1 protein-coding gene is annotated in these 1330 nt (G+C 65.3%); it reads left to right on the forward strand.

Annotated features, from left to right (window positions below; all coding sequences use genetic code 11):
• Positions 1-81 precede the first annotated feature (81 nt).
• Positions 82-1266: an integrase core domain-containing protein gene (locus GGD82_RS20735; protein ID WP_246164033.1), complete on the forward strand. Its 1185-nt coding sequence runs from the start codon at positions 82-84 to the stop codon at positions 1264-1266.
• Positions 1267-1330 lie beyond the last annotated feature (64 nt).

Below are 1330 nucleotides of genomic sequence, written 5' to 3' on the forward strand. Positions count from 1 at the left end.
GGTCCAATCCGGATACATAGGTAACAGAACAGACCGGAGACATGGGTAACAGGTCGTCAAGATGGTCGCGGAGGTGCGGCCATGGTTTGGAAAGAGACCTGTGTGATGGACGAGCGTCTTCGGTTTGTGACGGCCTGCCTGAACAAGGACGATACGAAGGCGGCGTTGTGCCGCCGGTTCGGGATCAGCCGTCGGGTTGGGTACAAGTGGCTTGAGCGGTATGCGCGTGCGGGGCCGGCGGGTTTGGAGGACCGGTCGCGGGCCCCGCATGGCAATGCGCGATCCGTGAGCCAGGCGGAGATCGAGGCGGTGATCTCGGTCCGTCGATGTCATGGAACGTGGGGCCCACGGAAGATCAAAGCCTGGCTGGAGGATCACGATCCGGACCGGGCCTGGCCGGCGGCGAGCACGATCGGCGAGGTTCTGGACCGGCATGGTCTGACGCATCCGCGCAAACGCCGCCGCCGAGTGCTACCGCAGTCGGAGCCGTTCCAGTCCTGCGTGGCGCCGAACGACGTGTGGTGCATGGACTTCAAGGGATGGTTCCTGACCGGGGATGGCACGCGAGTGGAGCCGTTCACGGTGACGGACGGGTTCAGCCGGTACCTGCTCGTCTGTCAGGCCTTGAATGGGACAACGACGGAGGATGTTTGGCCGATGCTGGAGTCGTCCTTCCGGGAGCACGGCCTGCCCGTGGCGCTGCGCAGCGACAATGGGCCCCCGTTCGCGGGGCGGGGTGTGGCGGGGCTGTCGCGACTGGCCGTGCGTCTGATCAAGGCCGGGGTCCGGCCGGAACGCATTGCACCGGGCAAGCCTCAGCAGAACGGCCGGCACGAGCGGATGCACCTGACCCTCCTCCAGGATACGGCCTCGCCTGCGGCGCGGAGCCTGCGTGAGCAAATACAGCGGTTTGCGGTGTTCCGGGAGGCATTCAACGAAGAGCGGCCACACGAGGCCTTGGGACAGAAACCGCCAGCCTCGGTCTTCCGGCCATCGGCCAGAGCCTTCGACGGCGTTCTCCGATCCCCGGAGTACCCAGCGGACGCCCTTGTCCGGCGAGTGCGTCACAACGGCGAGATCAAGTGGCGGGGCACCACGCTCTTCGTCAGTGAGGTGCTGGTCGGCGAACCGCTGGGGCTGTTCCCCATCGCCGACGATGTCTGGCTTGTGAAGTATGGCCCCCTCGCCCTGGGCACTCTGCGGGGCAGGGCCGGCCTGGAAAAACCCGGGTCTGGACCGCGATCCAGACCCGGGTCCAGGCGGTGATCAGAGGCAAAAAGTGTTACCTATGTCATCGGTCCAAAACGTTACCAATGTTTCCGGTTGCTCA

It is taken from the genome of Roseospira marina (assembly GCF_014197855.1).
Classification (GTDB): domain Bacteria; phylum Pseudomonadota; class Alphaproteobacteria; order Rhodospirillales; family Rhodospirillaceae; genus Rhodospira; species Rhodospira marina.